This is a genomic window from Actinocrinis sp. (genome assembly GCF_035653575.1).
Taxonomy (GTDB): Bacteria; Actinomycetota; Actinomycetes; order Streptomycetales; family Catenulisporaceae; genus Actinocrinis.
Map to the genome: position 1 here is coordinate 69,320 of NZ_DASRBQ010000056.1, position 26,137 is coordinate 95,456.

Genomic DNA, 26,137 nt, shown 5'->3' on the forward strand with positions numbered 1-26,137 from the left:
CGCCGACTCTACTTGAAGATCTGTTTCAGGTCGGCGTCAGAAATCGTCGGATATTGCATGATCTGGTCCCCGTGGTCGATGTACGGCCGGTTCATGTGCGTGTTGTACGAGCTCGCGCTGCCTCCGGTCACATCCACGTTGTAGTTGCCGCTGCCTATCTGGAAGTCGGCCACCTGCTGACCGGGTGACGAGGTGCCCAGGTGGGTGATGTTCGGGTCGCCGAGGACCGCGGGGTCGTTCGCCGCGCCCTTTTCGATCTCCGAGCCGACGAACATCCGCTGCAAGTAAGGCTCCTGCTGACCGCGGGCGATCTGCGCCGGGCTCAGGTTCGCGCGGATCTGCGCCGGGGTCCGTGCGGCAGAGCGGTCGACAGCTTGCCTCAGCGTGTCGTAACTCGCCTGGTCGGCGGCGCTGAGGCTGGCTTTCGAGCCGGGCGGCGGCGTGTACGGCGCGAGACCCAGCGGGTCGAACGCGGCGAGCGGGTTGTCGACGTAGCGGTAGTGGTTTGGCGCGGGGCCAAGGCCGAGCGGGTCGGGTGAGGCGTAGGCGCCGGTCGACGGGTCGTAGTAGCGGAAGTAGTTGTAGTGCAGGCCGGTTTCGGCGTCGTGGTACTGGCCCGCGAAGCGCAGCGGGCAGTCGGTCTCGGCGCCCGGGGCGGTGATCGGGGTGCCCCAGAGGCTGGTCGTGGTGTGCCAGGCGATCCGGCCGTCTGGCGCGACCAGCTCCGTGGGCATGCCGGACTGGTCGGCGATGATCGCGTAGAACGCGGCGTCGATCTCGGTTTGCGGGGCGGTGGCGGCCCAGCTGCGCCGGGTTTGCGTCACGGCGCGGTAGCCGCCTGGCTCCCAGTCCCAGCTGACCGCCGTCGTAGTTCCGTCTACTGCAGTCGATGCCTGTTCGGCGAGACGCGACCCGTCCCACGCGAAGGTGATCTCCTCGACTACCGCGCCCGCCGCACCCTCCCCATCAAGGCGCTGCTTTGCGGTGCGGCGGCCGATGGGGTCATAGATGTAGCGCCATGTGGCGTCGGGCGTGATGACCTGCGTGATGCGGTCGTCTGCGTTCCAGGTGTACTGCCACTGCTTCGTCTGGCCCGACAAGGTGCGCCGCGTTGCGCGCACGAGGCGGCCCTGTCCGTCGTGCTCGAATGTCACCCGGCCGGCGCGGCGCACAAGGGTGCCCTCGTGTTCGAGTTCGCCTCGGCTCTCTTCATCGCCGGGCGCCGTTGCCTGCGCAAGGTTGCCGAGCGCGTCATAGGCGTACGTCTCGGACCAAGTCGCCGCTTGCACAGCCGTGACGCGGCCAAGCGGATCGAGGTTAAAGCTGCGGGCACCGCGCAGTTGATCGGTGAGCTCCGTGAGGTAGCCGTCTGGACGGTACGTGTACGCACGTTGCTGAAGTAGCGTGGGTTCCTGACCGGATCCGGTCTGGTCATACGCCCAAACCGACTGTGCGGCAAGACGGCCCGCTGCATCGAAACTCTGCGCGATCGCGGCACCGGCGCCGACGTACCGGAGCGTTTCCTGGCCGATCGCATCATGTTGGAAGGTCAGGGCACTGTTCGCGGTGGTGAGAGTCGCCGGAAGGCCGACCGCGTCGTACGTCCACTGCGATACCGCGCCTGACGGAGTCGTGCGGCGGATTCGGCGGCCGGCGGCGTCGTACTCGTTGATCAGGGTTCGGCCGTCGACCGTCTCGGTGAGGATGCGGCCGAGTGCGTCGCGGGTGTAGTCGAGGGTGGAATCCGGGCTTTCAGCATGGATCAGGTGGCCAGCAGGGCTGTACACGAGCCGGTAGACCGAGCCGTCCGCCTCGCGCTCGACAACCCGGCCAAGCGAATCGCGGCTGTAGGTAACGACCTGCCCCGCACCGTTCACCCGCTCGATCAGCTGGCGTGCCGTGTCGTAGCGGTATGTCAGAGCACGACCGTTGAAGTCGGTCTCGGCGACCAGGTTGTCGGCGGCGTCATACTCGTAGCGCCAGGACAGGCCGGCGGCATTCGTGACGCTGACCAGCCGCAGTTCGGTGTCGTAGCCGAAGCGATAGACCGCGCCGAACTGGTCGGTGCGCGCAATCGGCTTGTCGAAGGGCCCATACTCGGTCCGCGCCGTTCCGCCGATCGGGTCGCGGTATTCGACAAGGTTGCCCTCGCCGTCGTACGTCCACTCTTGGCGTGTGCCGTCCGGCAGGACGCGCCAGGCAGGAGCCCCCTCGACGGTCCACCCCATAGTCGAGACCGCGCCGAGCGCATCCGTCACGCTGCTGACTCGGCCGAACGCGTCGCGTTGGAGCCGGGCGTGTGAGCCGTTCGCGGCGGTCGTGGCGACGGGAAGCCCCGCGCTGTTCGCCTCGAAGCGGGTGACCTGACCCAGTGGGTCAGTCTGCGCGATCATCGCACCGCGTTCGTCGTATTCGTACGTGGTGACGGCGCCGTCCGGGGCGGTGACGACGGTGAGATTTCCGCGCTCGTCATACGCGTACTGCCATAGCGCGCCGCCCGGAACGAGGACCGCTGTGGGCAGCCGCGATTCGTTGTACGTGATCTGCAAGGCGCTGCCGTCCGGGCGCTCGATTCGCACCGGGTCGCCGTGCTCATCGCGCACGTATCGTGTGGTGCGGCCGAGCGCATCGGTGACGGCGAGCAGCCGGTTGTAGCGATCCTGCTCGGTGACGGTCTCGGCGCCGAGCGGGTCCACCACGCGGACCGTCTGGCCGCGCTCGTTCCAGTGGTAGACGGTCGGGTAGCCGAGCGAGTCGGTGACGGTGGTGGTGCGTGCTTCGAGGTCGTAGGCGAAGGTGGCGGCCAGGTAGCCGCCGGTGCCGTTGGCGCTCACGACGCGGCCGGAGTCGTCGTACTCGTATTCGTACCGGTTGCCGTTGCGGTCGATCCAGCCGGTGACCCGGTCGTCGCGGTCGTATTCGAAGACCAGCGGGCGGCCGGAGGAGTCGAGCAGATCGGTCAGCCTGCCGAGCGGGTCGTAGCGGAAGCCCACGAGCGCGGTGGCGTCTCCCCCGCCCGGATCAGCGAGCCTGAGCCCTGATATCCGCGGACCGGCGCTGGTCAGCTCGCTGTCCACGATCACGTGGTAGCCGCCGGTGTGGTAGACGTCGGTGGGCAGGCCCTCGTCGTCGTGCACGAAGGTGATCCGGTTGCCGTTGCGGTCGCTGATCGCCTGCACCGGCCGGGACACCTCTGGCGTGGGGCCGGGCGGGAAGTGCAGCGTGCGGCCGGATTCCGGCTGCGCGATCAGGATCGTGTCACCGGCCCGGTCCCAGCGCAGCGGCCAGCGTGCGCCCTCGCTCGGCAGCACCTCCTGGCCGGGCTGGGTCGGCACCTGGTAGTGCAGCACCACGCCGTCCGGTGCCGCGTAGTGGATGCCGTCCTCGTCGATCTCAACACGCTGATCCAGCGTGGAGGCCCAGGAGCGGCCGAACCAGCGGCCCCGGCGATAGTCCGAGCGGTGCATCCGTTCCAGCACCAGCGGCAGCACGCCGGGCAGCGCGAGATCCTGCTGCGGGAGGAACATCTGCCCGCTGACCAGGTCAACTGGATCGTCGCTCGCGCCCTGCGCGCCGGGCACCTGCCCGTCCGTCACCTCGTTGCCGCCGCCGAGCGGCTCGGGTTCACCGCCGCCGCCGGACAGCCCGCCGGACCCGGTGACCTCGGATTCCGCGCCGCTGAGCGAGCCTTCCGCGTCGCCCTTGCCGATGCCCTCGATCTTCGCGACGATCCCGGCCTCGTTCTCCACGTGCGCCGCGGCGGACTGCTCGAGCTTCTCGCCGATCTCCCCGAAGTGCTTCGGGACCGCCTCGCCCACCTTCTCGATCGACTCCAGGACCGGCTTGGCCATGTCCTGCTCGACCACCTCGACGATCTCGTCGCTCATGAGAAGTTCAGCGCTCCCGCGTTCGCCGCGAAGGTCTGCGCGTGCCCCGCGACCGTTTCAGCGTGCTGTCTCATCGCGGCGGCGTGCCCCTTGACCAGTTCGGTGTCGATCGAGAAGCCGGCGCCGACGGATCCGCCGCCCCCGGACACGCCGAGCGCGCTTGCCGCCGCCTGGAATACCAAGCCGCTGACCGCCGCGGAAACCTTGTCCATCAACGGTTTGACCGTCGCCTCGATCACCTCGGCCACGATGTGCTGGATCAGCTGCTGCTTGAGGAACTCGACGATCTTCTTTCCGGCCTCGATCACCAGGGCCTCGGCGGCCTCCGCGATGCCGAGGGTGGCCACCGCGGCGGCTTGGTCGGCGATGAACGTCGCGGCCATCACGACCAGTTCCGCGATCGCCTCGACCTTCATGCCGATGATCACGTCGGCGGCCGCATCGAGCGCGTCGGCCACGACGTGGCAGCCGTCGACCAGTTCGGTCAGGTGCTGCGTCGACGTGCTCGACCACTTGGCCAGCAGCGCCTCGTATCCCGCGCCCTGATACGCCTGGCCGAGTTGTTGCACCGTGTTGTGTGCCTGCTGGTGCGCATCCTGGAGATTGGTGGCGAACTCGCGCACGTGTTGTCCGAATTCGCGCACCTTGTCCTCGTTGATCATCGGCCAGTTGATGCCGATGAAGTTGAGAAACTGCGCCACCTCGCTCGGAAGCTCGATCGCCATCCCGTTGCCTCCCCGTTGCGCTGGCGAACGACTGCTTCCGGCGAGTCTCGCAGAGTGCTCCGTTGCTGTCCACGGTTCTGAATCCGTTGCTCGGCGCGGGAAAGAGCGATATGTCAGCCCACTGAGATAGGCGCGGGAGCAGGACGGCGGCCGACGAGTTCGGCGTACTGCGGGCAGCGCGCGGCAAGCTCCGCGTGGGTGCCGAGTTCGGTGCGCTCGGCGTCGAGCAGCAGCACGCGGTCCGCGCGCCGGGCCGAGCCGAGGCGGTGCGCGACCAGGACGACCGCGCCTGGCCTGCTGCGGAAGGCGGCCTCGGCGCGGCGTTCTGCGGCGTGGTCGAGGTGGCAGGTGGCCTCGTCGAGCAGCACGATCGGCGCTCGGGAGAGGTGCGCGCGGGTAAGGGCGAGCAGCTGCCGCTGGCCGGCCGAGAGCAGCGCGGGGACGACGCGCGCGTCCAGGCCGCCGAGCGTGTCGAGCAACGCAGTCGAACCGACCAGCCCGGCGGCCTCGGTGATCTCAGCGTCCGTCGCGTCAGGGCGCAGATAGGCGAGATTCTCGCGGACCGTGCCCGCGAAGACGTACGCCTCCTGCGGAATGAGCACTCGAAGTTCGGGGAGCCGGTCCTCCGGGATCGAGGCGAGCGGTGCACCGAACAGGGCCACGCTGCCCGACCCGGGAGGCAGCAATCCGGCCAGCAGGTTCACCAGGGTGGACTTGCCGGCTCCACTCGGGCCGACGATCGCGAGGTGCTCGTGCCGGCCGATGCGCAGATCGAGATTCTCGACCACGGGATCGGAGTGCGGGCCGTAGCGGAAGCAGAGGCTTGATATGTCAACGGCCGCGGCGGCAGAGGGGATCCGGAGCGAGGGAACCGGGGGCGTCGCGTCGCTCGGTCCGGGTGCCGGCTCGGGCGCTGCGACCAGTCCGCCTTCGGCAAGGCGCCGCACGGCGACCGACAGCCGCAGCGCGGACGCCCCGACGCCCTGAACCAGCGTGCGTAGCGCGGGCTCCAGATTGACGGCGACGTAGGTCAGCGCTCCGACCAAGGCCCCGGCGGTCAGGCCATGCCGCAGTAACGGTCGCGCCGCGAGCAGGATCAGCAGCAAGGGGACGTTGCCGCCGAACACGACGATTGCGCGCCGCGCCGCGCCGAAGCCGGCGAGCGCGCGGCTGAGCCGGTATTGCTCGTCGACGGCCGCGCCGACGCGCGTCGCGATGAGCGGCTCGACTCCTGCGGCAGCGATGTCACGCAGCCCTTCGATCGCCGTTCCAGCGAGCGCCGCGACCCGCTCCTCGGCGAGGAAAGCAGCACGCTGCCGGGAGATCATCGGGCGCAGTAACACCGCGAACCCGAGCAGCGAGAGCAGCAGCGGCCCGACGACCAGCGCGGCGAGCGGCAGCGCGAGCGAGGCGAGGCCGATGCACACCGCGATGGCCGTGACCGCGAATTGCCGCACCACGAGCAGTTGACCGGCGACGACGTCCCGCACCGTCTCGACCTGCCGGGTCAATCGCGCCACCGGTGCCGCGCCGAGTGGTCCGTGCTCGGCGTCGCCTCTGCACGCGCGCTCCAGCGTCCCGTGCACAAGCGCCGTGACGAGGGCGTCCCGCAACGGCTCGACGACATCGCCGAGCCGGGGATACATGGCGCGAGTACCGAGTGCGCCCAAGGCGGTGACAGCGCCGAGAGCGAGCAGCCACACCAGTCCGGTCATCGCCCGCCCGCGAAGGAAGCCCTCGTCGAGCGCGGCGGCGACGAAGCGGCCGGAGACGAGTGCGGGGGCTGATTCGAGCAGCGACCAGGCGAGTAGCGCGGTCAGTGCGCGGCGTCGGCGCAGAACCTCGGCCGTGATGAAGCGGAATCCGGCCGAGGCGGGCGAAGAGGCGGAGGCTGAGGCTGAGGCAGAAGTCACCGGGCCTGGCGTGGTGCGGCTAGTCATGCTCGGCTCCAGCACCATCGACTTCACATCCGCCGTCTAGTTCCGGCTCGTATTCGCCGTCAAGCAGCGCCCTGTATTCGGGTTCTGCCCAAAGCTCGTGGTGTGGTGCCAATGCGCGCAAGGCGCCGTTCTCCAGCCAGGCGACCAAGTCCGCGCGAGCCGCGGCTGCTGCTCGACGTGCGATCACGATCCGGGTCCGACCTGCCGTCGCTGACTCCATCGCCGCGCCGACCCGCGCCTCGGTGACCGTGTCCAGTGCGGCGGTAGCGTCATCGAGCACGATCAGGCGAAGCCCGGCACCGGCGCGAGCCAGCGCGCGGGCGAGACCGAGGCGCTGGGTCTCGCCGCCGGAAAGCGGAGCCCGCTCCAGGGGCGTCTCATAACCATCCGGCAGCTTCCTGATAAAGCCGTCCGCGGCCGCGGCCACGGCTGCGCGCTCGACGCGCTGCGGTTCCGCGCCCAAGCCGATCGTTTCGCCGACCGTTTCGCCGAGCGGCGCGGGGCGCTCGAACGCATAGCCCACCGCGCCGCGTAGCGCCTCGCGCGAGAGCTGCGGCAGTGCGACGCCGTCGAGCGACACCATTCCGGCGTCCGGATCGATCAGCCGCCCGGCGAGCGCGGCCAGCACGCTCTTCCCCGATCCGGACGCGCCGACCACGGCCAGTTCGAGGCCGCCGGGAACCGTTAAATCAAGGTTCTCAATGACCGGGCCGTCGGTGCCCATGACCGTGACCCGTTGAAACTCCAGCAGTCCGCCGCCGGATGGAGGCAGGTCGCGGGCGCCGTAAGACCTGCGCGGCAGGTCTTCGGTCTCGGCCAGGCGCATGGCCGCACCCCGGGCCTGCGCGAGGGCCAAGGCAGCCTGGGTGGAGGAGAAGAACCCGAGGCCGAGTGCCGCGTAGCTGGCAGCGGCGAGCACCTGGCCCACCGCGAGGCGACCGGAGATGAGGCCGAAGCCCGCCACGGCCAGCACGGCGGTCTGGGTGAGCGCGAAAAGCAGCATGCTGCGCCAACCGGCGACGCGTTGAGCTCGCCACAGCGCCTTGCCGGTCGTCGACAGTTCGGGCACCGGCGTCAGGACGCGCGCGGCCTCGGTGTCCCTGGTGCCCGAGGCGCGGATCGTGCGGATCCCGCCGAGCGCGTCGAGCAGCCGCGCCGCGATCTCGCTCTGCGTGCGCTGATATGCCGCGGCCAGATCCCCGGTCTGCCGAACGAAGGAACGCAGAATCAGTGCTCCGACAGGCACCGTCACCGCGAACGCCGTTACCAGGCGCCAATCGATCAGCCCGAGCGCGACAAGGCCGCCTGCCGACATCACGAGGTCGGCGGTCGCGTTGACGATGGCGACCGGGGCATTGGCCGCGTCCGGCGCCGCGCCGACAAGCCGGCCGACCAGGTCGCCCGGGGCGAAACACCGGGTGGCGGCGGGACCGGCGGTGAGCAGCCGGTCCATCAGCCGTCGGCGCAGCGAGGCGGTGGCGGCGGCGCCGCAGTAGGGCTGGCCGAACTCGGATACGAGGTTTGCGACAGTCAAAGCAGCGAGCACGACGGCGAATTGCAGCACGGCACGGGTCGAGTCGTGGGACGAAGCAGCGGCCGGGGCTGGGTTCGAGATCACGGCGTCGACGGCGTGCGCGAGGGCGGCTGGGAGGAGGACTACGAGAGCTGATGCGGCGAGCGTGGAGATGGCCGTGACAGTCGTCCAGCCGAAATGCTGACGCGCGACTTCGAGCAGCAGGCGATCGGCCCGCCGTCGGGCCGCCGGGCCGGAAAGCGTCTGCGCGTTCGCCGTGCCACCACTCATCGCGACACTCATCATCAGACTCCTTTCCGGACGCGACCGGGCGTTCCCCGCGCCCGGGAGCGCGGGGAACGCCAGTCTGAGTGCTAGACCTGCCGCGGTGATCCGCGCTCAGGTCTCTCAGGCCACTGCAGCCGTCAGACGCAGAGGATGACGCTCGCGGCGGACACGCAGCTGAGCAGGCTCACGGTCGAGGCGCCGCCGTGGCCGCCGTTGCGCTCGGTCGCCGGAGCTTCCAGACCCTGCAGGTCGAGGATCGCCATGATCTTCTGCCTTTCTGGTAGGGAATCAATCTCTTGCCATCTCACGGCCGGAAGGCCGAGAGTCTGTGTGGGCACCGCTGTGTGCCCGTGCGCCGACACCGGTGCCGGCGCGGTAGGAGGTGCTGAACGGCAGTCCCGTTCCCGTTCCCAGCGCCGCGTTGAGCGCCAGCAGGACGCCGGCGCTACCCGACGCGAGATCCATCGAGAGCCGCAGGAGCTGGTCGCCGGGGAACGCCAGGTGCCCCTTGTAGGACACCGCGTGCCACATCAGCCTGCGGATTTGCCGGTCGAGCACCGCTGCGGCATCCAGGTCGCCGAGATCGACGTCCGCGTCCCGCAGCCGCGCCAGGTATGTGATGAGACCGGCGCGCCCGTTGAACAGGCCGGGCTGGATCACGAAGTCGACGTCGCAGGCTCTTGCGATACCCGGTTCGATCGCGGTCAGCGGCGAGTCGGGCCGGTACGCGAGATAGTCGCGCAGCACGACGCCGATGCCGGTGCTGCCGATCTCGAGGTAGGGCAGCACCCTGTCTCCGTCGGCGACCTGGACCGTGCCATCCGCCATGTTCCGGCAGGCGTCGAGGTCGCGGCGCAGCGCGGTCTCCGCGAGGTCGAGCAATCCGGTATCGCCGGTCTCCTCGTAGAGGCGCACCGCGAGCAGGGCCGCGCCGGAAGCGCCGTGCGCCAGGCCCTCGCGCGCCTCGCCCATCCGCTCGGCCTGTCGCGGACCCCGCACGGCCAGCTGCTCGGCGAGCCGGTCGGCCGCTCGCAGCGCCGAGTCGCGCCACCCGCTCTCGCCGGTCGAGCGCGCGAAATGCAGGTCCACGAGGCCGATGCCGGCCAGGCCCTCGGCCAGATCCAGTAGGCCGTCCTCGATCCCGGCGCTGGTCAGCTTCGCGTCCGCGAGCCGGTCAAGCAGCTGCAACGCCTCGTTCTGCCGCCCTATGACGTCCAGGGCATAAGCCGCTCCGTGCGTTCCGATGAGCGCCCCGGGCTTCAGCGGGTCGCGCCAGCTCGCCTCGATCAGCCAGTCCGCCTGCTCGGGGTCGATCTGCACGCCTGCCGTATGCAGCGCGTACAGCACGCCGGCCGCGCCGTAAGCCAGGCTGTGACCGTGGCCGCCGTGGCTGAACTGCTCGATGTCGCCGGGGAAGAGCCGGTCGGTGCGATCGGGCGTCGCGGCGGCGGCGATCCCGGCGCTGAGCGACGCGCGCAGCGCGGGCCAGTCGTGTGAACCGGCCGGGTCGAGCAGCATGGCCGGGTGCGCCGGCCTTACAACGCTTTCGTCGCTTTCGTCACGTCGGTCATTCGCTCCGGCTCGCGCGGTGGAATCGGCCGCGCGGGAGCTGACTGTCTCGAACGTCGCGGAGTTGAAATACCGTTCGTCGAAGTAGTTCTCCGGCAGCGGGAACACGGCACGGATCGCGTCCATGAGCTGCCCGGCCTTCTGCCGGTCCAGGTGCATCATCGCCACCAGCGGCATGAACAGCCAGATCCGCAGGCTGGCCAGCGCATACCGGTCCACCTCGAAGCCGCGCAGCGTCCGCGGCGCGGCGAAGCCTCCGGCGCCGAGCCGCGGCGGCGTGTAGTCGTCCGCGGGCGAGGCGAGTTCGAAGTCGAGGAAGACCACGCCGCCGTCCGGCCGCACCATCACGTTGTTCGGGTGCAGGTCGCCGAAGACGATGCCGCGCTGGTGCACGGAATCCAGCGCCCGCTCCACGTTGTCGGCGATCCGCACGGCCCATCGCGCATAATCCGCGAGCTTCTCAGCGCCCTGGCTCGGATGTACCAGCGGGAAGTCGCGCACGAAGGCGGCGTTGAGGGTCTCCCCTTCTACGAAGGTCTCGACGAGGAAGTGGTGCTCCCACGCGGTGGCGTATTCGACGACCTCGGGCACGCAGTCCAAGCCGCGCAGCCGGTCCAGGATCGCGTGCTCGTGCCGCAGCCGGGTGATCGCGTCGACGCCGCCTTGGTCGAGCCCTGAGTGCGGGCGGCCCTCCTTGAGCACGACCTTCCCGCCGCCCGCCACCTGTGGATCGTTCGGCCGGCCCAGGTAGATTCCGCCGCCGTTGGAGAAATGCAGCACCCGCTCGATCTGGTAGGGCAGGTCGAAACGCTGGGCGTCGCGCGCCGCGAGCTGCGGTTCCAGGCAGACGGGCAACTTCACCCAGTCGGGCAAGGCGAAGACCGGTCCGCGCCGGTCGCTTTCCATGGTGCCGTCCGGACGGCGCAGCGCCAGTTCCCGCGAGCCGTCGGCGCCGACGTGGTAGAACTCCGCGAACGCGCCGAACCGGGTGTAGAGCGGGCCCTCGTTCCATCGCAGGTCACTGAGTACGTAGGGCCCCGGCTCGCCGCCGACGATCGCGTCCAGCTCGGTAAGAGTGCGCTCGAGCGCCACTTCGTCCAACGGGTATAGAGTGAGAAGTTTCCCACTGGCACCACGCGGCGCGTATTTGCTGTTCTGCATCAACAGGGCGGCCGGCCCGCGCAGGAACTTGAACGCGACGCCTCGCTCGAAGCAGTATCCGCACACTTTCTCGAGGACTCGCTCGGCGTTGGCCGGCGTGGCGGAGACGTGAATCTTCCAGCCCTGCAACGGAAGCCGCACGCCTTCGGGCTGGTAGACGGCCCACAGGTCGCGGTCCTCGCGGCGCCAGCCGGCCGGGACGGGGCCGGCGGCCGCCGCGAAGTCGGCGACGGTGCGCTGCCAGCGCTCCGGGGTGTCGTAGAACACCGGATCGGCGAAACAGAACGGTTCGTAACGCGCGTCCATCGCGGGGCAAACCCTCCCAAGACCTTCGGTGCCGTGTCCGGTGCGTGCCGTTCGGCCCGCACTCGAAGTGGAGCACCTTCCTTCCGCGATTCGCGCCGCTCCCGACCAAACGCCGTCCAACCTCCGACCGCTCACCGACCATCCGAACCGCGTTTCGGCGGCCGGGGGCACTCACAAAATGAAACTAAGCGGGCGAATGCGCCGCCCTATCGAGTGAATCTGAGCCCCCCGGGGCGCGTCCGCGACACGATGCGAATCCCCCGCTTACGCGCAGTACAGAGGCATTCGGTGCGGTATCCGCCCCAGCGCACCGATGCGCGGACCACGAGGTATGCGCCGCGCAAGGGTCTTCAGCGCACTATCAGCGTTCTCCTAAATTCAGTCAGGTGACTCGTGACGCCAACACCGACTGTCGTCCTCGTAAGGAGGTGCCGGGAATGGGCTCCACGCAAGCCGATAACTCCACCGCCGAGAGATCCGCGGCGTATCGGCTCGGAACCGCGCTGCGGCTGCGCCGACTCGAACTGGGGATCTCGCAGCGGGAGCTGGCCCGCCTGATCGGCCTGTCAGCACACAGCAACCTCGGCGACTACGAACGCGGGCAGCGCATTCCGCCCGGTGACATCGTGGTCGCCTGCGAGCAGTTGTTGTCCGTGGAGGCGAACTACCTCCAGAAGCTGCGCCGCGAAGCGCTGTGCGAAAGGGCCAAGCGGCTGTGCAGCTACCGGGATTGAGCGCGGGGTCAACAGGGCTCTGACATGACGGCAGCGGTGCGCGGCCGGAAACTCAGACCGCGCACCGCCACGCCACCCCGTCCCCCAGAACCGGTCGGCGCCCCGGGTTCGCCGCCGGCGCCGGCTTCAGCGTCGGACTGTACTTACTCAGACAGCATTGGCTTAGCCAGCGTTCGCTTAGAACGTGTCGGCCTAGACGGCGTTGACCTAGCTAGAACGCGCTCGCTCAGTACGCGCTCATCGCCTGCCCGAAGGCGCCCGCGGTCTGCACCACCGAGGAGCAGGTCGCGCTGGCGAAGGCCGCCGCCCCGCCGGCACACTGCTTGTCGCGGGTCGCCGACCAGAACGAGAGCCAGGCCAAATTCTTGCTCTTGGCCCAGCTCGCCAGCGCGGAGGCGTCGGCGACCGAGAAGCTCTCCGAGTTGACGTCGTTGACGCCGATCATCGGGGTGACGGCCAGCTTCGCAAGGGCCTGCGACGCCGAGAGCGAGGTCCACACCGACTGGATCTGGCCGGCCGTGGCGCTCGCCGCCTGCTCGGCGAGGGTGGCCATGTCGCCGGTGAACGAGGCGCCGTAGTCCATCGCCATGACGTTGACGGCGTCGAGGTTCACACCGGCGGCCTTGGCCGAGCTGAGCACCGATACCCCTTGGCTGGTCAGGCCGGAGGGCAGTACCGGGAGCGTGTACGAGACCTTCAGCCCCGGGTTGTTCGCCTCCAGGGTCGCGATCGCCTGGTTGCGCAGGTTGATCGAGGCGGAGTCGGCGACCGCGGCGCCCTCGACGTCGAAGTCGATGTACTTGAGCGAGTAGGCGCTGATCACCTTCTGGTACGCGGCCGCCAGCGACGAGGCCGAGGAGCAGGACTGCGCGAGTTCGGTCCCTGACGCGCCGCCGAAGGACACGCGCACGTCGCCGCCCGCGGCACGCAGCGCGGATATATCAGCGCTGATTGACGAGTCGTTGAGCGCGGTGACGCCGCCCCATTCCGGATTGCAGGCACCGTTGGTGGTGATGAAGGCCAGGTTGAAGAACTTGGCGCCTTCGACGGACGCGCTGGCCGAAAGGTTGTACAGCGGGTACAGCGACAGATCCGCGTAAGGGGCGAACTTGCCGAACGCACCGGATGGCGGTGGCGGCGCAGAGCTCTGTGACGCCGACGGACTCGGCGAAGCAGGCTTTGAAGGCGTTGGCGAAGCCGGAATCGACGGCTTGGAGCTCGGCGAAGCCGGGATCGACGGCTTACCGCTGCTCGGCGTCGAGCCGCCGACGCACGCGGCGCCGTTGATGGTGCAGCCGCTCGGCTGGCCGGTGCCGGAGACCTCGAAGCCGAAGCTGACGCTGCCTCCGGCCGGGATGTTCGCGTTCCAGCTCGCCGGGGTGACCGTGTAGCTCTGCCCCGCCGCCGTCTCGGTACCGTTCCACAGGCTGGTCACGGTCGATCCGGCCGGCAGCGTGAAGCCGACCTTCCAGGTGGACATCGCCGACGAGCTGCTGTTCGCGATCGTGTACTGGCCGACGTAGCCGCCATCCCAGGAGCTGGTCTCGGCGAAGGTCACCGCCGGGGCCGCCGCGCTCGCCCCGGTGGCCATGACGAAGCCGGCGCCCACGGCAAGCACGGTCACGCCCGTCCCCGCGGCGGCGAGCTTGACTCGCGCCTGCCGATTCAAGCGCCGTGAGCGCGTCGAGCGCCCGTCCTGCGACGCGGCATGGCTGCCCATGAGCTGGTCCTCTCGGTGGGGTCGAGACGGTCCGGGACGCGGTTCGCGGCCGCGGCCCGGCTGGTGCGGACCTCACCGTATTGAACTGGGCACCGGCTGACAGCCCTCGATCATTAAGCTCGCCCTAAGACGGGTTCAGGGTGCGGCCGGGGCGGGCCGCCGGGGTTCGGAGCGGGCGCGGTCGGTGATGAGATGGGCCCGGCGCGCGGCACGGGATGAGCAAGACGAAACCGCGCGGCTACCGAGCGGGCCCTCAGGACGAAGGGCTCGGGCCGACGACCTGGACCTGGGGGGTGTACCCGTTCCACGTGGCGAAGACCGAATACGTGGTCGAGCCCTGGCTGAAGTCGACGCGCAGCCAGCCGGCGGCCGACCAGTTCTGCACCGAATACCCGGCCGCCGGGGTCGCCGACACCAGCGTGACCAGGTGCGCCGAGATCGCCAGCACCACCACGCCGCCCGCGGTCTGGTACCGCGACAGCGAGCTGCTCGGCGAGGGCGTCGCGGAGGCGGACGTCGAGGGCGAGGCGGCGGCGTGTGACCTGCTGCGTTCCGGCGACGGCGAGGTGCCCACGGACACGTGCGTGCCGCCCGTGCCGAGCCCGGCCGGCGGCGAGGGCATGGGCACCGGGCTGGTCTTGGCTCCGGCCGCGAGCACTGCCGGCGGGGTCTCGGCCGCCGGGATGAGCACCGAGTCGACGCCGAGCCACGCCACGGCGGAAGCCACCGCGGTGGCCCCGGCCCATGCCGCGACAGCGAGCGGTGCGCGCCGCTTGCCGCCCGACGCATTCAGGGCCACTGGTTCCCTCTCAACCGGCCATGGAATACGGTGCCACGCTATGGCGAACGTGCTCCTGGTCGAAGACGATCCAGACGTCCGGTCTGCGGTCATCCATCAGCTCACCGCATTCGGGCACGCGGTGCGCAGCGCCGGGACCGCGCTCGCCGCGCTGCGCGAGGCCAGCCGCGATCCGGGTGACATCATCGTGCTCGATCTCGGGCTGCCGGACCTGGACGGCTCCGAGACGCTGAAGATGCTACGCGCAATCACCCGGGTTCCGGTCATTATCGCGACGGCCCGCGACGATGAGGCTGAGATCATCCGGTTGCTGAACGCCGGCGCGGACGACTATCTGGTCAAACCGTTCTCCGGCGGGCATCTCGCCGCGCGCATTGCCGCGCTGCTGCGCCGTACCGGCTCCGGCCAGGCGCCCGCCGCGCTGCGTATCGGCGGTCTCGAAGTCGACCCGCGGCGGCGCGAGGCACGACTCGACGGCCGGCCGCTGGACCTGAGCCGCCGCGAGTTCGACCTGCTGGCCTACCTGGCCGCCCGGCCCGGCGAGGTGGTCACCCGGCGCGAGCTGCTGACCGAGGTCTGGCAGCTGCCCTATGGCGACGACCAAACCATCGACGTGCACCTGTCCTGGCTGCGGCGCAAGCTCGGCGAGCGGGCCAGCGCCCCGCGCTACCTGCACACGGTGCGCGGCGTGGGCGTCCGGCTGACCGAACCGCCGGCGCGATGAACAGGGACGGGCAGTGAGCACGCGATGAAGAGCGGACCCCGATGAGGTGGGCGCTGGCGAGGGTGGCCCTCGCGGTCACCAGCATGGTCGCCCTCGCCTTCCTGATCCCGCTCGGCTTCGCGATCGACCACATCGCCGCGCAGCGCGCCTTCGCCGACGCTCAGGCGCGGATCGCCGCGATCGAGCCGCTGCTGGCCGTCACCATGGACCGCACGCAGCTGCAGGGCGCGCTGGAGACCATGTCCGGGGCGCAGGACATCGCGCTGAGCCTGCCCGGCGGCGTCGTGCTCGGCACGAGCCACGCGAGCCCGGCGCAGTTGAGCGTGGTCTCGGCGCAGGGCCGCGCGGAGACCTTGGCGGTGCCCGGCGGCTCGGTGCTCGTGCAGCCGGAGGTGGTCGACGGCGGCAAGCTGACCCTGATCGAGGTCTACATCGACGCCGGGAAGATCCATCAGGGCGTGGTGCGCGGCTGGCTGATCCTCAGCGCGGTCGCGCTCGTGCTGGTCGCCGGCTCCACGCTGGTCGCGGACCGGCTGGCCACCCGCGTGGTCGGCGCGGCCCGGCACCTGGCCGAGGCGTCGCGCAAGCTCGGCGACGGGGACACCACGGTCCGCGTGGACGCCGACGGCCCGAACGAGCTGCGCGAAGCTGGCGATGCCTTCAACACGATGGCGGACCGCGTCGTGCACCTGCTCGCCGCCGAGCGGGAGCTCGTGGCGGACCTCTCGCACCGGCTGCGCACGCCGCTGACCGCGTTGCGGCTCAACGCCCAGGCGCTCGGGGACGTGCCGAACGCGGCGTCCACGCGGGAGGCGGTCGCCAAGCTGGAATCGGAGGTCGACCAGATCATCCGGGCCGCGCGCGGCGGCACCACGACGTCAGGGTCCTGCGACGTGGCCGCGGTGGTCGCGGAACGGATGGAGTTCTGGTCGGCGCTGGCCGAGGATCAGGAGCGGCTGTGGCAGGTGGTCGGCACGTCCGGGCCCGTGCACGTCCCGGTCGCCGCCCCCGAGCTGGCCGCCGCCCTCGATGCCGTGCTCGGCAACGTCTTCCGGCACACGCCCGAAGGCACCGCGTTCCAGGTCACGGTGCATCAGGGCAACGGCTCGGTGGCGATCCTGGTCGACGACGCCGGGCCGGGCCTCGACGACGCGGACCGCGCGGTGCGCCGGGGCGAGGGCTCCGGGCGGGTGGGCTCGACCGGCCTCGGCCTGGACATCGTGCGCAAGCTGGCCGAACGCACCGGCGGCTCGCTGCACATCGACCGCTCCCCGCTCGGTGGCGCGCAAGTGCACTTCTCGTTCCTCACGCCGTCCACCAAGACCGCGGTCAGCCCGATGGGCGCGCAGGTTGCCCGAGCAAGGCGATATGCGCGCCGAGGACGCGTGTGACGATCAGCACCGCCGAATTCGGTCCGGCGGGCCGCAGCTGCTTGCGCAGCACTGCCGGGTCCATGTCCGCGCCGCGCTTCTTGACCGTGAGCACGCCGATCCCGCGTTCCGCCACCATCGCGCGCAACTGCTTGACGTGGAACGGCAGCACGTCAGTGATCTCATACGCCGAGGCGAACGGCGTCTCCACGAGGTGGTCGCCGGTCAGGTAGGCGATGGTCTTATCGACCGTCCGCGCCTCAAGATCCTGGGCCAGTTCGCCGATCAGCCGCGCCCGGATCACCGCGCCGTCCGGCTCGTACAGGTACCGCTGCACGGGCCCCGGCTCGGGATCTCCGATCCCCCTCGCCACCATCGTCCACGGCCCCGGCAGCACAGTCGCGCGCCGCCGTCCCCCGGCCAGCGCCAGCCGGCCGAAGTAGATCCCGGCCTCCTTCACCTCGCCCCGCTCGGACACCCACTCGGGCTCCGCTCCGTCCGGCACCAGCTCGTGCGGGATGCCCGGCGCGACCTTCACCCCGAGCTCCTCGACCCGTTCGGCGAGCTCAAGCACGAACCCCCAGGTCGGCGAGTACCCGGCCGGGTCGAAGACGCGTCCGCGATCACCGCGCCGGGCCGGATCGAGGAAGACGGCGTCGCAGCCGTCGAGTGCAACTTTCGTGACGTCCGCGCACCGCACCTCGACCCGATCGGCCAGCCGGGCAGCCCGCACGTTGGCCTCGGCCACCGCACAGGTGACCGGATCCCGGTCCACCGCGAGCACGTCGATTCCCGCCGCCGCGAACGCGAGCGCGTCGCCTCCGATCCCACAGCACAGGTCCGCGACCCGCCGCACGCCGGCCGACGCGTAGCGGCGTGCCCGCCACTCGGCGACGGAGCGCCGCGTCGCCTGCTCAAGTCCCTGAGCCGTGAAGTACATGGTCGCGGCGGCCGAACCGAACTTGGCCTCGGCGTGCGAGCGCAGCCGAGCCTGCGTTAACGCCGTCGCGACCAAGGGCGCTGGATAGCGGTCACGCAGCTTTGACGCCAGCGACAACGCTGCCGCCTCGGCGTAGGCGCCCCCGCTCAACTCCGTCAAGAGTTCCTGGCCTACCGGCTCGAGCAGCGCCGTAAAGTCACCGATCTCCACGCAGCCCATTCTCGGCCCCCGCAGCGACCACGCCCGAACACGCCCTAAGTGATCCCCGTGTCGGGTGTCGGCTCTTGGCCATGTCACGAATCGGTCGATACCCTACGCCCCATGGCCTATACCAATGCGGATGAAGCTCCCGAGAGCCCGGAAACCGCCGCATCGGATTCGGGCCCGACGCTGACCGAGACCCGCCCCGAGGCCTCGCCCGAACCGCACGGCATCGCCGCCGAAACGGCCTCCGAGACTGCCGCCGAAACGGCACCCGAGTCTGCGGAGACGGCCCCCTCGCGCCGCCGCTTCCCCACGTTCCCGCCCCGCTGGTCGCTTCAGACCTACGGCCCGTGGCTGTTGGTAGCCGGTCTGATGACGGTCTACCTGCTGATCTCGCTGGCCCGCTTCTACCGCTTCGCCCCGACCTCGTGGGACCTCGGCCTGTTCACCGAGGAGGTCAAGCAGTACGCGCACTTCCACGCGCCGATCGACGACGCGCGCTCGCCAGGCTACGAGATCCTCGGCGAGCACTTCAGCCCGATCGTCGCGCTGATCGGCCCGTTCTTCCTGATCTTCCCGACCCCGGTCACGCTGCTCGTCGCGCAGGCGTTCCTGTTCGCCATCGCCGCCGTCCCGATCGTGCGCTTCGGCGCCGAACGGATCAGCACCGGCGCCGGGTACGCGCTCGGCGCCGCGTACGGCCTGTCGTTCGGCTTGGCCGAGGCGATTGACGCGGACTTCCACGAGATCGCGTTCGCGGTCCCGCTGATCGCCTTCTCGATGTGCGCCATGTTGCGGGGCAAACACATGGCCGCCGCGCTGTGGGCGCTCCCGCTGCTTCTGTGCAAAGAAGACCTCGGGATAACGGTCGTCCTCCCGATCGGCATCGCCCTCATCCTCTACGGCCGCACCCTGCTCGGCGCCGTGCTCTCCGCCGCAGGTACCGCCGGCTCCCTCCTGGCCATCTACTGGATCATTCCCTCGCTCAGCCCCACCCACCAGTACGAATACTGGAACAAGGGCGGCTGTGCGGACCCGACCCAGCCTGGCGGCGCCAAGCCGATCACCTGCCTGATCGGGCAGAGCATGCAGAACGCCGGCGGCAAGCTGGAGCTGATCTTCCTGCTGCTGGCCATCACCGCGTTCGTGGCGCTGCGCTCGCCGCTGGTGTTGTTGGCGGTCCCGAACCTCGGCTCGCGGTTCATAACGACCAACTCGACGTTCTGGGGCACCACCTGGCACTACAACGCGATCCTGATGCCGATCCTGTTCGTCGCGGCGGCAGACGGCATCGTGCGTGCCCGCACCGCGGGTCCGCTCCCGGACATCGCAGGCGCCCTACGCCGCGGGGCCCGAAGAGTGAGCATGGCCATGTCCAACCACGGCGCCGTCGCCATGCTCGCCGTCTCGCTCGCCCTGGTGCAGCAATTCCCCTACAACCAACTCTTCGACCCCAACACGTTCACCTTCGACGCGCGCACCCAGGCGCTCAGCCACGCGATGTCGCTGGTCCCGGACGGCGTAACGGTCGAGACGACGATCAACATGCTCGCGCCGCTCTCCGCACGCGACGACACGTTCTGGGTAGGCAACCCCGCCGGCCCGACCGCGCCCGAGTACGTGGTGTTCGACCAGGTGGTCTCCGGCTTCAGCCCGCCGATAACGGATGTTCCGGGCTTCGAGCAGCAGCGACACCCCGGCGCGAAGTACAAGGTGATCTACGAGGACGGCTTCGGGATCTACGTCCTGCGCAAGACGTCCTGACCGAGCCCAACGATCGCAGCGCGCCGTGCCGCAGTGCCACCGTATCGCCACATCGGTGTACCGCCCTATCGGTGTACCGCCGCAAGGCCGCGGCAACCCACTCCGCCTAGGATGGCGACTGAGTCAAAAGGGCTCGTCCAACGTCATCTGACGATTACTCAGATCGTTCGAACGGATCGGAGTGGAACTGTGGCAACGACTCGCAAGGCCGCGGCACACTGGGAAGGCAGCCTGCTGGAGGGCAAGGGCGAGGTCTCGTTCAACTCGTCCAGTCTGGGCAGCTACCCGGTGACCTGGGCGGCGCGCTCGGCGGAGCCCAATGGGGTCACCTCCCCGGAGGAGCTGATCGCGGCGGCCCACTCCACCTGCTTCTCGATGGCCCTCTCGCACGCGCTGGCCCAAGCGGGCAACCCGCCGGCCACCGTGGACACCGCCGCCGAGGTGGACTTCCAGCCCGGCACCGGCATCACCGCCATCCGCCTGAGCGTCAAGGCCTCGGTCCCCGGCATCACCGCCGACGAGTTCGCCGACTTCGCCGCGAAGGCCAAGGAGGGCTGCCCGGTCTCCCAGGCACTCAAGGCGGTCCCGATCAGCCTCGAGGCCGAGCTCATCTAAGGTCTAAGCACGAAGCCCCGCGCGGCGGCCGGTCCGAACGACGGTGTGTCCAGCTGAACCGGACAACCGTCGCCCCGGATCCGGCCGCCCGCCATTTAGCTCAGCTAGCTCAGCGGACGTGGCGATGACCAAAGATGGTCGGTCGAAGCGCTAACCAGCCACAGCTGACGTGCGACATGCGATTGCGCCTACCACTTCACTGAATAAGTAAGCTCAATCGGTATACGTGTCGCAGCAAATTGCACACAGGCAAGCATCACCACCCCACGCCCCGCGATTGAGCTTACCTAAGCTATAGGATGAATAAGTAAGCTCAATCGATGCCCCGAAGGCTAGGCCCCTCAGTGTCGACTCTCGAAGAAGGCACCGTCGAGCACCCGCTAGTCCGACCGTCGATTGAGCTTACCTTTCCAGGTAAGTAAGCTCAATCAACACTCCACGCGGCTCTATTGAGCTTACCTGGCCATACGATGAGTAAGTAAGCTCAATCGGCGGCGACCGGACCAGCCCTCGATTGCGCTTACCAATCAGGTAGGCAAACTCAGTAAGCAGACTGCATCAGTCTTTCGCAAGACTCAATCAACGCTCACCGCATCTCGATTGAGCTTATCTGCTGAGTAAGTAAGCTCAATCGGCACATGAAGGTCAAGCGGCTCAGCATCGATTCTCGATGAACCCTGTCGAGCCCACCCGCCAGCCCTGCCTTCGATTGCGCTTACCTGACCCACAAGCAGGCTCAATCGATACACACCACCGGTGATGGTAAGCCCAACCAGCACCAGTGAGTCCGGCAGCGACTTCTCGACTGAGCCTACCTGACTACAAAACATATCAGTAAGCTCAATCAGTACCTCGCGCGCTGAATCGTGCTGTTCTGACCTTTCCAGATAAGTAAGCTCAGTAAGGCAGACCGCGCCACTCCGCTGCAAGCATCGACTGTACCCTAGCCCGCTCTCACGATTGAGCTTACCTAACCATGAAATGAGCAAGTAAGCTCGATCGGCACTTCGCAGACTCAGTCGTGCTGTCCTGCGGGCCAATGGACACTAGACACCATCAGGCATGTGTCGATCGGCCAAGGCATCGATTGCGCTTACCTACCCGGGCAAGCAAACTCAGTAAGCAGGCTGCATCACTCTGCCGCAGAGCTCAACCAGCGCTCACCGCATCTCGATTGAGCTTACCTAACCATGAAGTGAGTAAGTAAGCTCAATCGGCGCCTGAGAGTCAGACGGTTCAGCATCGATTCTCGATGAACCCTGCCGAGCCCACCCGCCAGCCCTGCCTTCGATTGCGCTTACCTGACCCACAAGCAGATTCAATCGATACACACCGCCGGTGGTGGTAGGCCCAATCAGCACCAGTGAGTCCGGCAGCGACTTCTCGACTGAGCCTACCTGACCACGAAACATATCAGTAAACTCAATCAGTATTCTCGCAGACTCAATCACGCCGCCCTGGGTCGATCGGCCAAGGCACCGATTGCGCTTGCCTGATGACGGTGAGCAAGCTCAATTAGAGCAGGCGAAGTGGACCACCAATCGGAACGGTGATCCGAGCAACCCGGGCGCCGCGCCGCGCCGCCCCTCACACCACGCCAAGTGACCGCTCAGGACCAGGGCTGCCGCGCCCGGACCACCGCCTAGAACCGCACCACGCCGGTGAGGCCCAGAGTCTCCAGACCGAGCAGCGCTGCACCGACGACCGGCGGCTCCTCCACGACGACCAGTTCTGCACGCGGGATCTCGGCGGCGGCACGCGCGGCGATGCGGTCCATCAGGACCGGGACGCGGGCACGTAGCACTCCGCCGCCGAGGACGACCTCCGCCGCGCGGTCCGCGATGCCCAGCCGTCCGAGCACGACCCTCGCCAGCGTGACGATCTCCTCGGCCATCCGGTCCGTTACGGCGAGGGCGACCGGGTCGCCCTGCGCCGCCACCGCGAGCAGGACCGGGGACAGCTCGTTAAGCCGGTCGCCCTCCAGTTCGCCGAAGTGCAGCGCGAGCGATACCGCCTCCGCGGACGGTCGGGCGAAGTGCCCGGCGACCGCCTCGGTGAGCAGGGTGCGCGGGCCGCGGCCGTCCTCGCCGCGGATCGCGTGCCAGAGCGCCTCCTCGCCGAGGTGGTGGCCGCCGCCCCAGTCTCCGGAGATGCGGCCGAGCGCGGGGAACCTGGCCCGTGTGCCGTCCGGTCCGATGCCGGCGCAGTTGACGCCGGCGCCGCACACCACCGCCACTCCCCACGGCCGGGTCGCCCCGGCGCGCAGCAGCGCGAAGGTGTCGTTGCCGACCTCGACCGTGTCGGCCCAGCCCTGGGCCGCGAAGGCGACCGCTAACGCTTCCTCCTCGACCGGGAGGTCCGCGCCGGCGACGTAGGCCGCAAGGTGGCGGGCCAGCGGGGCCGAAGAGCCCGGAGACAGGCCGTCCGCCGAGTCCAGCGGGCGGACGGAGCCGGTGCTCGCCGCGGACTCCTCGGGCAGGCCCAGCTTCGCCCGGATCTCGGCCACCGCCTGCGCGGCCACCGCGATCGCCGCGTCCACGCCGCTGGACTGCGGGGTGAAGCCGCCGGAGCGCGCGCTCGCGATCACCTTCCCCTCGTCGTCCACGAGCAGTACATCGGTCTTGCTGTTCCCGCCGTCGATGGCGAGCACGGTTCCGGCCCGGGACGCAGCCCCGGCTCCCCCCGCCGACTCCGTCTGCTTGGTGCTCACGGTCACTTGGGCTCCGCCCACGGCAGGTGCTTCGCATTGGCGGCGATCAGCGCGTCGGCGAGCTTGTCGGCCAGATCGGCCTGCCCGATCAGCGGGTGCGCCAGCAGCGCGCCGAACACCCGGTCCCGGCCGCCGCGGATCGCCGCGTCGAGGGCCAGTTCCTCGTACGCGCTCACGTGCGCGATCAGGCCTCGAAGATGCGCGGGGAGCGGCGCCTGCGGCAGGGGTTCGACCCCTGATCCGCTGACTGTCGCGGAGACCTCGACGACCGCCCGGTCGTCCAGGAACGGCAGCGTGCCCTCGTTGCGCACGTTGACCACCTGCACGTCGCCCTTCCCGCCGACCAGCGACGCGAGCAGTTGCACCGCCGCCTCCGAGTAGAACGCGCCGCCGCGCTTGGCCAGCAGCTCCGGCTTCTCGTCCACCGCCGGGTCCCGGTACATCGTCAGCAGCTTCTCCTCGATCGCGGCGACCTCCGAGGCCCGCGACGGCGCGCTGCGCTCCTCCTCCACCACCTGGTCGTGCATGTAGTAGTAGCGCAGGTAGTAGGACGGGATCATGCCGAGGTGATGGATGACCTCCTCAGGGATCTCATTCCCCTCGGCGATCTCCTTGGCGTGCTCCTCGATGATCTTCGGCAGGATCTCCTCGCCGTCCAGCTTGACGCCGCGCTCCCAGGTCAGGTGGTTGAGGCCGACATGGTCGAGCTGGATGCGCTCCGGCGTAACGCCCAGCTCGGCGGCGAACCGGCGCTGGAAGCCGATCGCCACATTGCACAGGCCGACCGCGTCGTGTCCGGCGTCGAGCAGCGCCCGGGTGACGATGCCGACCGGGTTGGTGAAGTCGACGATCCGCGCCTCCGGGGCCACCTTGCGCACCCGGTCCGCCAGATCGAGCACCACCGGCACCGTGCGCAGCGCCTTCGCCAGGCCGCCCGCGCCGGTGGTCTCCTGCCCCACGCAGCAGAACTGCAACGGCAGCGTCTCGTCCACGTTGCGTGCCGCCTGGCCACCGATGCGCAGCTGGAAGAGCACCGCGTCGGCTCCGTCGGCGCCCTCCTCCACCGAGTCAGTGGTCAGCACCCTGCCGGGGTGTCCCTGTTTGGCGAAGATCCGGCGGGAGACGGCGCCGACGGCCTCGAGCCGGTCGGCCGCCGGGTCGACCAGCGCCAGCTCGGTGATCGGCAGCTCGGCGCGCAGCCGGGCGAAACCGTCGACGAGCTCCGGCGTGTACGTCGAGCCGCCCCCGATGATCGCGAGCTTCATCAGCCCTTCACTCCTGTCAATGTCACACCCTCGACGAAAACCTTCTGCGCGAAGAAGAACACGACCACGATCGGCGCGATGACCATGAGGTTCGCGGCCATCATCAGGTTCCAGTCCACGTGGTGCGCGGCGTGGAAGGTCTCCAGGCCGAGGGCGAGGGTCCAGTTGCCCGGGTTGGGTCCGACGTAGACCTGCGGGCCGAAGTAGTCGTTCCAGGCGTAGAAGAACTGGAACAGCGCCACCGCCGCGATCGCGGGCCGGATCATCGGCACCACCACCCGCAGCAGGGTCCTGATCTCTCCGCAGCCGTCCACCTTCGCCGCGTCGATGTACTCCTTGGGCACGGTCAGCAGGAACTGCCGCAGCAGGAAGATCGAGTAGGCGTCACCAAAGGCGGTCGGCACGATCAGCGGCCAGAGCGTGCCGCCGAGCCCGAACTGCTTGGTCCACAGCAGGTACATCGGCATCACGGTCACCTGCGGCGGGATCATCATCGCGGAGACCAGCACGATCATCGCGGCGCGGCGGAAACGGAACTTGAACTTCGCCAGCGCGTAGGCGACCGGCACCGAGGAGACCACGGTCAGCACCGTCACCGGCACCGCGTACAGCAGCGTGTTCTTGTACCAGGTCAGGAAGCCGGCCCGGTCCCACACGTCGCGGAAGTTCGACCACTGCCAGTGCGAGGGCCACAGCGCCCCGGACAGCGCCTGGTTGTCCGGCATCACCGAGGTGACCACCAGGAAGAAGAACGGCCCGGCGAAGAACACCGCGGCGACGATCGCCAGCGAGTGCACCGCGATCCACTCCAGCGCGCGCCGGCGGCGCGCCGCCGAGCGGGCCGTGCGTTTGACCCCGGCGTGCGGTGTGACCGGGGGCGACATCACGGCTGCCATCAGTCCCCTCCCACCAATCCGTTCTTGCGCCGCAACAGAATGAGCGTGAACAGCATCGTCATCGCGAACAGCAGGATCGAGAGCACACAGGCAGGACCCGTATTCGCGTTCAAGATGCCCTGCTGGTAGATCAGCTGCGGCACGGTGAGGCTGGAGCCGAGCGGATAGCCGATGTCAAGGGTGGTACCCGCGGTGGCCACGTGCCCGCTGGCCACCTCGCCGGCCACGATCGCCTGCGTGTAGTACTGCATCGTGTAGATCACGCCGGTGACCACCGAGAACAGGATGACCGGCTGGATCGCGGGCAGCGTGACGAAGCGGAACCGCTTGACCGGCCCGGCGCCGTCCAGCATCGCCGCCTCCATCTGCTCCCTCGGCACGTCCAGCAGCGAGGCGAAGAAGATGACCACCGTGTTCCCGATGCCCCATAGGGAGAGCAGCGTCAGGGAGGGCTTGAACCAGGTCGGCGAGTTGAACCAGCCGGGCGGGTTGTGCACGCCCAGGTGCGCCAGGATCGTGTTGACCGGGCCGCCCGCGTCGAAGAGGTACACGAATACCAGCGTTGAGATGACCGGCGGGGCCAGGTAGGGCAGGTAGAACAGGGTACGGAACAGGTTGCCGCCGCGCTTGATCTTGGTGATCAGCATGGCGACTCCGAGCCCGAACACGGTCTGCAGGGTGACCATGACCACCACGAGCCACAGGGTGTTCTTCAGCCCGGTGACGAAGTCCGGGAAGTTGAACAGGATGTAGTCCCAGTTCTTCAGGCCCACCCACACCGGGGCGTTGAACTGGTCGTAGTAGTAGAAGGAGAAGTAGACCGCGGCGATCAGCGGGTAAGCGAAGAACACGCTGAAGCCGAGCAGCCACGGGGAGAGGAAGCCCAGGGCGGCCAGGCCCTCCCGGCGGCGCTTCGCACGCAGCGCCGCCGGAAGGTCGGCCCGCTTCCTCCTGCGCCCGGGCAGGGCGAGGACGGGCGTTGCCATTGTCTCTAGCCTCGATCCGTC

The 26,137-nt window shown here is 69.1% G+C and carries 19 protein-coding genes; 5 read left to right on the forward strand and 14 right to left on the reverse strand.

All coding sequences use genetic code 11. The annotated features are described in order from the left end of the window. Positions 1–8: 8 nt before the first annotated feature. From VFA06_RS08005 to lanKC, 6 genes are all read right to left on the reverse strand, one after another. Positions 9–3,887: a DUF6531 domain-containing protein gene (locus tag VFA06_RS08005; protein WP_324839801.1), complete on the reverse strand. Its 3,879-nt coding sequence runs from the start codon at positions 3,885–3,887 to the stop codon at positions 9–11. Then, complete coding sequence (locus VFA06_RS08010) at positions 3,884–4,612, reverse strand: WXG100 family type VII secretion target (protein ID WP_324839802.1); 729 nt, start codon at positions 4,610–4,612, stop codon at positions 3,884–3,886. Before VFA06_RS08010 ends, VFA06_RS08005 begins: the two co-directional genes overlap by 4 nt. A gap of 113 nt (positions 4,613–4,725) precedes the next feature. Next, positions 4,726–6,552 (reverse strand): ABC transporter ATP-binding protein, encoded by a 1,827-nt coding sequence (locus VFA06_RS08015; protein WP_324839803.1) that lies wholly within the window; start codon positions 6,550–6,552, stop codon positions 4,726–4,728. Further along, positions 6,545–8,368: an ABC transporter ATP-binding protein gene (locus tag VFA06_RS08020; protein ID WP_324839804.1), complete on the reverse strand. Its 1,824-nt coding sequence runs from the start codon at positions 8,366–8,368 to the stop codon at positions 6,545–6,547. The genes VFA06_RS08015 and VFA06_RS08020 overlap by 8 nt, the downstream gene beginning before the upstream one ends. A 122-nt stretch (positions 8,369–8,490) precedes the next feature. Further along, positions 8,491–8,616, reverse strand: a complete 126-nt coding sequence (locus VFA06_RS08025) for a SapB/AmfS family lanthipeptide (protein ID WP_324839805.1) — start codon at positions 8,614–8,616, stop codon at positions 8,491–8,493. Positions 8,617–8,641: 25 nt separating this feature from the next. Continuing rightward, positions 8,642–11,389, reverse strand: a complete 2,748-nt coding sequence (gene lanKC / locus VFA06_RS08030; RefSeq protein WP_324839806.1) for a class III lanthionine synthetase LanKC — start codon at positions 11,387–11,389, stop codon at positions 8,642–8,644. A 437-nt stretch (positions 11,390–11,826) separates the two neighbouring features. Between lanKC and VFA06_RS08035 the strand changes: the two genes are divergently transcribed. Continuing rightward, the gene (locus VFA06_RS08035) at positions 11,827–12,123 is read left to right on the forward strand and encodes a helix-turn-helix transcriptional regulator (RefSeq protein ID WP_324839807.1); all 297 of its coding nucleotides are present in this window, start codon (positions 11,827–11,829) and stop codon (positions 12,121–12,123) included. Between the two features lie 226 nt (positions 12,124–12,349). Here VFA06_RS08035 and VFA06_RS08040 read toward each other — a convergent pair whose 3' ends face one another. Together VFA06_RS08040 and VFA06_RS08045 are read right to left on the reverse strand one after the other, a co-directional pair. Next, positions 12,350–13,843 (reverse strand): cellulose binding domain-containing protein, encoded by a 1,494-nt coding sequence (locus tag VFA06_RS08040; RefSeq protein WP_324839808.1) that lies wholly within the window; start codon positions 13,841–13,843, stop codon positions 12,350–12,352. A 253-nt stretch (positions 13,844–14,096) separates the two neighbouring features. After that, the gene (locus VFA06_RS08045; protein WP_324839809.1) at positions 14,097–14,642 is read right to left on the reverse strand and encodes a hypothetical protein; all 546 of its coding nucleotides are present in this window, start codon (positions 14,640–14,642) and stop codon (positions 14,097–14,099) included. Positions 14,643–14,682: 40 nt separating this feature from the next. On the opposite strand from VFA06_RS08045, the gene VFA06_RS08050 reads away from it, so the two are divergent. Continuing rightward, the gene (locus tag VFA06_RS08050; RefSeq protein ID WP_324839810.1) at positions 14,683–15,366 is read left to right on the forward strand and encodes a response regulator transcription factor; all 684 of its coding nucleotides are present in this window, start codon (positions 14,683–14,685) and stop codon (positions 15,364–15,366) included. Between the two features lie 41 nt (positions 15,367–15,407). Next, a complete protein-coding gene (locus tag VFA06_RS08055) occupies positions 15,408–16,757 on the forward strand; it encodes a HAMP domain-containing sensor histidine kinase (RefSeq protein ID WP_324839811.1) in 1,350 nt (449 codons plus the stop codon). On the opposite strand, the gene VFA06_RS08060 is transcribed toward VFA06_RS08055, so the two are convergent. Continuing rightward, positions 16,696–17,895 (reverse strand): class I SAM-dependent methyltransferase, encoded by a 1,200-nt coding sequence (locus VFA06_RS08060; RefSeq protein WP_349260103.1) that lies wholly within the window; start codon positions 17,893–17,895, stop codon positions 16,696–16,698. The two genes, VFA06_RS08055 and VFA06_RS08060, sit on opposite strands and share 62 nt — an antisense overlap. Before the next feature lie 102 nt (positions 17,896–17,997). Here VFA06_RS08060 and VFA06_RS08065 point away from each other — a divergent pair, with 102 nt between their 5' ends. Both VFA06_RS08065 and VFA06_RS08070 read left to right on the forward strand, forming a co-directional pair. Further along, positions 17,998–19,644 carry a DUF2079 domain-containing protein gene (locus VFA06_RS08065; RefSeq protein ID WP_324839813.1) on the forward strand — a complete coding sequence of 549 codons (1,647 nt, stop codon included), beginning with the start codon at positions 17,998–18,000 and terminating at the stop codon, positions 19,642–19,644. A 189-nt stretch (positions 19,645–19,833) separates the two neighbouring features. Then, complete coding sequence (locus VFA06_RS08070; protein WP_324839814.1) at positions 19,834–20,259, forward strand: OsmC family peroxiredoxin; 426 nt, start codon at positions 19,834–19,836, stop codon at positions 20,257–20,259. 575 nt (positions 20,260–20,834) lie between these two features. Here the strand turns inward: VFA06_RS08070 and VFA06_RS08075 are convergent. The 5 genes from VFA06_RS08075 to VFA06_RS08095 all read right to left on the reverse strand — a co-directional run bounded on the left by VFA06_RS08075 (position 20,835) and on the right by VFA06_RS08095 (position 26,116). Continuing rightward, positions 20,835–21,188: a hypothetical protein gene (locus tag VFA06_RS08075; protein WP_324839815.1), complete on the reverse strand. Its 354-nt coding sequence runs from the start codon at positions 21,186–21,188 to the stop codon at positions 20,835–20,837. 713 nt (positions 21,189–21,901) lie between these two features. Next, on the reverse strand, positions 21,902–22,969 hold the full coding sequence (locus tag VFA06_RS08080) for an N-acetylglucosamine kinase (RefSeq protein ID WP_324839816.1): 1,068 nt from the start codon (positions 22,967–22,969) through the stop codon (positions 21,902–21,904). 2 nt (positions 22,970–22,971) lie between these two features. After that, positions 22,972–24,234 (reverse strand): 6-phospho-beta-glucosidase, encoded by a 1,263-nt coding sequence (locus VFA06_RS08085; RefSeq protein ID WP_324839817.1) that lies wholly within the window; start codon positions 24,232–24,234, stop codon positions 22,972–22,974. After that, entirely contained in the window at positions 24,234–25,130 is an 897-nt protein-coding gene (locus tag VFA06_RS08090; protein WP_324839818.1) for a carbohydrate ABC transporter permease, read from the reverse strand. Before VFA06_RS08090 ends, VFA06_RS08085 begins: the two co-directional genes overlap by 1 nt. Next, the gene (locus VFA06_RS08095) at positions 25,130–26,116 is read right to left on the reverse strand and encodes a sugar ABC transporter permease (protein ID WP_324839819.1); all 987 of its coding nucleotides are present in this window, start codon (positions 26,114–26,116) and stop codon (positions 25,130–25,132) included. The genes VFA06_RS08090 and VFA06_RS08095 overlap by 1 nt, the downstream gene beginning before the upstream one ends. Between the last annotated feature and the right edge of the window lie 21 nt (positions 26,117–26,137).